Raw genomic sequence first — 4,974 nt, 5'->3', positions numbered from 1 at the left:
CCTCCTTTCCAACAGCCGGGCGTTCTTCGTCGATGACACCGCCTCGGCGGAAGCCGCCAAGGGGACGCCGGCCCATGTTCCGTTCGGCTCCGGAAAGGTCAATTTCACCCCGAGTTTCCAGGAGCGGGACAATAGGACCAGGACCGGCTTCGGCCCCATGTGCCGGGCCGCCATGGTGCTGCACGAGCCCGTTCATGTCGTCGACCATCCCGCCGCCTCGATGGCCGCGAACCACGTCCACGAAAACGATGCGGCATACGCCGCCCAACCCGCGGCCAACCAGCTCCACAATGCCCACAGCTACGCGTCATTCGGCCAGCACGTCTTCTTCGGCCGCGACACGCGGTTCGGCGCGGGGAAGCCGGCGCTGTAGCGTTAAGCCATGGGGGGAAATGTCATGAACGATACTGCCGTCATGCCCAAGAACCTTCGAATCGGATTTTCGATTATCTTCCTTTTATTGGGCTCTTTTCTGATCGTGTTCGGCGTGATGAGTTGGAAGGAGGGGCACCATGCCAATATGCTCATCAAAGGTATGGGGTTAGAATTCACATTGTCTCCCGTTTTGATGCTGATCTTTTTAGGTGCGATGATGATTGGATTTCCGATCTATACCTCTTTGAGACAGGAGCCTGAACGCATTGCCCCTGTAGTGCCGCCTCCATCGCCGGAAACCATCAGGGAGGTTCCCAGCTTGCTCGAACCGAATTATGAGCCATTCGAAATTATCAAAGACGTTCGCGTCATTGATCTGCGTACTCGGCGCAAAATACCGCCGGATAAGATGGATCAACGTTACAGTCCGGTGACTTGGATTCGCTGGACTCTCGCGCGAAAGAGCAAGGCTGCCGATTCCATAAGCTTCCATTTTGCCACCACCGGAACCGCGCTTGATCCCAGATGCCTGACGCATACATACAAACTGAAAAAAGCCGTGGAACCGGATATCCATGGTCAATGGGAACTGAAACAACACTGGGAAATCGAGGTGGACGTTTCGGACCTGTCGGCGGGTCAGGAATTCTTTGTGATAAACGAAATAACCTATTGGAACGGATTCCGCGGAGAGGATAGAGACTGGGCGGCGATTAAGGCCGAAAAGCAAACACAGGAAATCGCCTTGCTGGTTCTTTTCCCTCAGGACAAGCCGTTTAAAAGTTATGAGCTTTACGCCTATCCGCATGGTTCAGACAAGCCGCGCGAATTTATGGGAGACGCTCGTATTGTGCCCAGTCCCAATCATTTGAGCTTCTACTGGAAAATATCCAATCCGCGCGTGGATTACGCCTACCAGATTGAATGGACCTGGTGAGCCGCAGACTCCACTTGCAGCGCACCATTGGGAACCAGGCGCTGCAAAGATTGCTGCGGGAGGATGGTGAAGTGCGGGAGCGTTCTGGGCCGATGCCCGCTCTGGATCGCATCGTTGATCAAGCCGCACAGGACACGAGCCGCGACCCTGAAGCTATAGTTTATGAGGAGGAGAAAAAATGAACCCAAACGACATCGCCGATCTCTCTGCGGTGAGCCCGCAGCAGACCTTCCTGGAATCCCATCCGGAAAAACCCTCGGCAGCCGATCCGCTCTACGTCAGCCGATTCACCACCACCCATTCCGACCAGTCCCAAAGCCATACGGTGGTCGGGATTCACGTCATCCTGGCGGAGGGCCACCCGAACGGCCTGTGGGAGGCCTTTCACGTCGACCGAAGCACCCAGACCCTCGACCCGAAAACCCCCCGGGCCGCGACGCGCTCGCTCTCCATCCTGTGCGATACCCTCGAGATTCGCGGCGAACTGTCCGTGCCCGAAGCGGAGGTGGCCGTCTTCGCGCGACGGCTGGTGTGGGCCACGGCCGACGCCGCCGTCAACACCTCGCCGCTCTCCTGGGCGGTGCCCAAGGCCCGGAACGCCTTTGGGTCGACCCCCGGTGAGAACGGCGCCGCCGGAAGGCACGCGGGCGCATTCCGGATATTCGTGTCGGAAGTATCGCCTGCGGGCGACCCAAGGCCCCGGCTCGTGGCCCTGGGCGGGCGCGGCCAGGACCCCGGCGCGGGCCTGGACGGAAAGCCGGGCAGAAGCATGTCCGGCTTCTCGAAGGTGCCGTTCACGATCGTTGACTCCGGCATTTCAACGAGCAAGGCCACCATCACCTTCAACCCCGCCGCCGTCTACATCGACTACGAATGGCGGTGGGCGGCCAGTCGGGTGACCGGCGGCAAGTATGGTGAAGACGCGTTTCCCGCAAACGGCGGCAACGCGCTTGCACCGGGCATCCCGGGAGACGGGGGCAACGGCGGCGCCCTCACCACCAATCTGGCGGCCCTGGTGCCGACCCTCCGAAACGCCGGCGCACCGGCGGGAACCAAAGAACGCGACTACCGGGGGGGATCTCCCGGCACCCCGACCTCGTGCGCCAAGTACAAGGTGAAGCTGTGGGAGAATCTCTTCGGCACCGACAACGCCAGTAACGAAGTGACGAAGACCGCTTCCAACACGACCGCAAAGGGCACCGATGCCAAGGCCCAGGACGCCCCCCGAGGCGCGGGGAGCACCCCCAAACCCGTCATCAGCCCTGAAATCCATGCCTGGCTGCATCCGTTGGGACTCCAGAAGACCATAGAGTACGCCCGCGACCTTTTCCTGGCCGGGGACCGGGCCGAGATACAGGACCTGTTGCAGGCCTACGAAGCGGCGCTCGCGCTGCCGCCGCCGAAGGGCGGTGCCTGGGATGACAGCGTTTCAGCCCAGTGGACGGCGGCCCAGAGCGAGGTCGCCGCCATGCTCCAGCGCCTGCGGGGGCACCTCGACTACTTCGGCAACGCCGCGGGCTACACCCCGCTACTTTCTCTGCAGGGAACCATCCAGCTCTACGCGGAGGAGACGCGGCGGGCGCTCCGAACCCTCCTGCTGGTCGGCTGGATCGATGCCGGGGCGCGGGAGGTCAAGGAAGCCGCAGACGCCCTCGGAGAGGCCGTCACCGGCCTCAACGATGACTCCCGCCAGGCCGCGGACCAGGTGACCCGTGCGGAAACGGCGATCCGCGAGGTGACGAGCCGCATCGATGCCCTCGAACAGGAGCTCGGCGCCATGGGAAACCGGCTCGCGATCCTGCGAAACAGGCTCCTCAGCCAGGCCCAGAACGACCTGGACAAGCAGGCCCAGATCAAGTTCGCCATCAAGATGGCGGCGGCCGTGTGCCAGGTCGTCCCGGTCGGCCAGCCGGCCCTGGGCGCCGTCGGGTCCCTGGCCGGCGTGGCAAGCGATTTCATCGGAGACGACGGCACCGGTGCGCCGGATACGGTTTCCAAACTGGGCGATGTGTTCACGAAAGCACGCGCCGCAGCCAAAAAAGCCGATGCGGCCGCCAGGAAGGCCGAAAAGGAGAAGGGGAGCGGGCCCGCCAAGGACGCCGAGAGCGCCAAGGCCGGGGCATCGGCGTGGGCCCAGGTCGGCGACGGCCTGGGGCCTGCCCTCTCCCAGGTGTCCCAGGGCCTCAAGGCGCTCCAGGTCCCCCAATCGGAGGTCGAGGCCGAACTGCAGCGGCTGGAATCCGAAAGTGAAGAATGGAACACGCTCGCAAGGGACATCCGCGACCTCAACGAAAGGAAGGCTGCCTTCGTCAGCGATCTGGTGGAGGCACTCCAGGCCCTGGGCGGGGGCTACGCCCGAATTTCATCCAATGCTGCGGCGGTTTTCACCATGCAGCAGGCGCGCGGAAAGGATCTCGGCAGGCTGAACCCGGCGGCCGCGGGATTCGCGCGGCAGATGGGCCAGCAATCCCGCCTCACCCTGCTTTGGTATCTTTACCTCATGGTGAAGGCCTACGAGACGACCGTGCTCAAACCCATCACCGTCGACTGGAAGCTGGCGGAGGTGGCCGACAAGATCAACGAGCTGCTGAAGCCGGAAGAGGGCTTCGATGCCGCCCTGCTGGACCGGCAGGCCGCCGTGCTCGAACCGATCTATCAGAAGAACCTCGACACGGTGCGAAGGCGGCTGCTGGAAGATTTCAGCTTCAACGAGAGCACCATCACCCTCCAGCTGGGCCTCTCCCGGCGGCAGACGCCGGATGTCATCACTGCCCTGAACGGTTCCGGAGCGGCGGCGGTCGACCCGGTCGCCTACGGCCTGGTCCTGCCCGACCGGCAGCTCGCCCGCCTGAGCCGCGTCGCACTCAAGCAGATCGGGTTCGACCCGGCCGGACCGGCGCTGCCCGAAACCCACAACCTCGTCGTGTCCCTGCAGCCGGCCCGCAAGGGGACCCTGCGCAAGGCCGAGGCCCTCTACGCCGTCTACAGCGATCTGCCCCCCAAGTGGAGCTGGACCTGCCTGGCATCCGGGGAGGTCCGTGCGAGCGAGCCCAGCAAGGGGGCCGAGGACATGCTCAACCTGGTGCTGGGCAGCGGTGCGGAGCAGATCAAGCAGAAGGTCTCCCTGCCGCCGGTCTGGTCGGACCTGTCCATCCGGGTGCTCTATTCGCCGGCCCTGCCCACGGCACAGCGGCCCGTCATCACCCGGCTCTATTTCGAGTTCGGCTGCGACGTCACCTCGGCGCCCGATCATCAGCGGGTCTTGAACGTCCAGTCGATGGGCACCTCGGGAGGCGCCGTCCTCCAGTGCCCGCCCGACCTGGCCGGCCGCGGCGACGGCTTCGACCGCATGATCCGCATCTTCTCCAAGGGCGCCGGAATCCGCCTGAACGTTCCCGCCCACATTGCCGGGTCCGCATTCGACGCCTGGGACATCGTCGGGCAGATCAGCCGGATGGGCGTCACAGAGACGGCGGTCGACATCACCATCGACGACCACGTCCTGGCCCAGTGCCATTGGCGCCGCTTCCAGGAGCCGGCGGCGCCGGTTGTGCTCTCCCGGACCCTTGCCCCCGAAGAGCTGGCCGAGTTGGCGGAACGACACGCGGATGAAACCGTGCGCCGCAAACTGAAGGGCGTCCTCGCGGCCCCGGCCCCGGCCC

At 63.9% G+C, this 4,974-nt stretch carries 4 protein-coding genes; all 4 read left to right on the top strand.

The window, feature by feature from the left end; translation table 11 throughout:
• On the top strand, positions 1-373 hold a 373-nt coding region (locus ACEW8N_RS07345; protein WP_373499151.1), incomplete at its 5' end, for a hypothetical protein.
• Between the two features lie 24 nt (positions 374-397).
• Positions 398-1,312 carry a hypothetical protein gene (locus ACEW8N_RS07340; protein WP_373499150.1) on the top strand — a complete coding sequence of 305 codons (915 nt, stop codon included), beginning with the start codon at positions 398-400 and terminating at the stop codon, positions 1,310-1,312.
• Between the two features lie 14 nt (positions 1,313-1,326).
• Positions 1,327-1,494, top strand: a complete 168-nt coding sequence (locus ACEW8N_RS07335) for a hypothetical protein (RefSeq protein ID WP_373499149.1) — start codon at positions 1,327-1,329, stop codon at positions 1,492-1,494.
• Positions 1,491-4,974, top strand: a 3,484-nt coding sequence (locus ACEW8N_RS07330) for a hypothetical protein (protein WP_373499148.1), incomplete at its 3' end; no start/stop codon positions are given. The genes ACEW8N_RS07335 and ACEW8N_RS07330, both read left to right, overlap by 4 nt.

This window comes from Desulfococcus sp. (assembly GCF_041737845.1).
Taxonomy (GTDB): domain Bacteria; phylum Desulfobacterota; class Desulfobacteria; order Desulfobacterales; family Desulfococcaceae; genus Desulfococcus.
The sequence above is the reverse complement of the archived record's forward strand: the minus strand, read 5'-3'. Positions and strand labels throughout refer to the sequence as shown.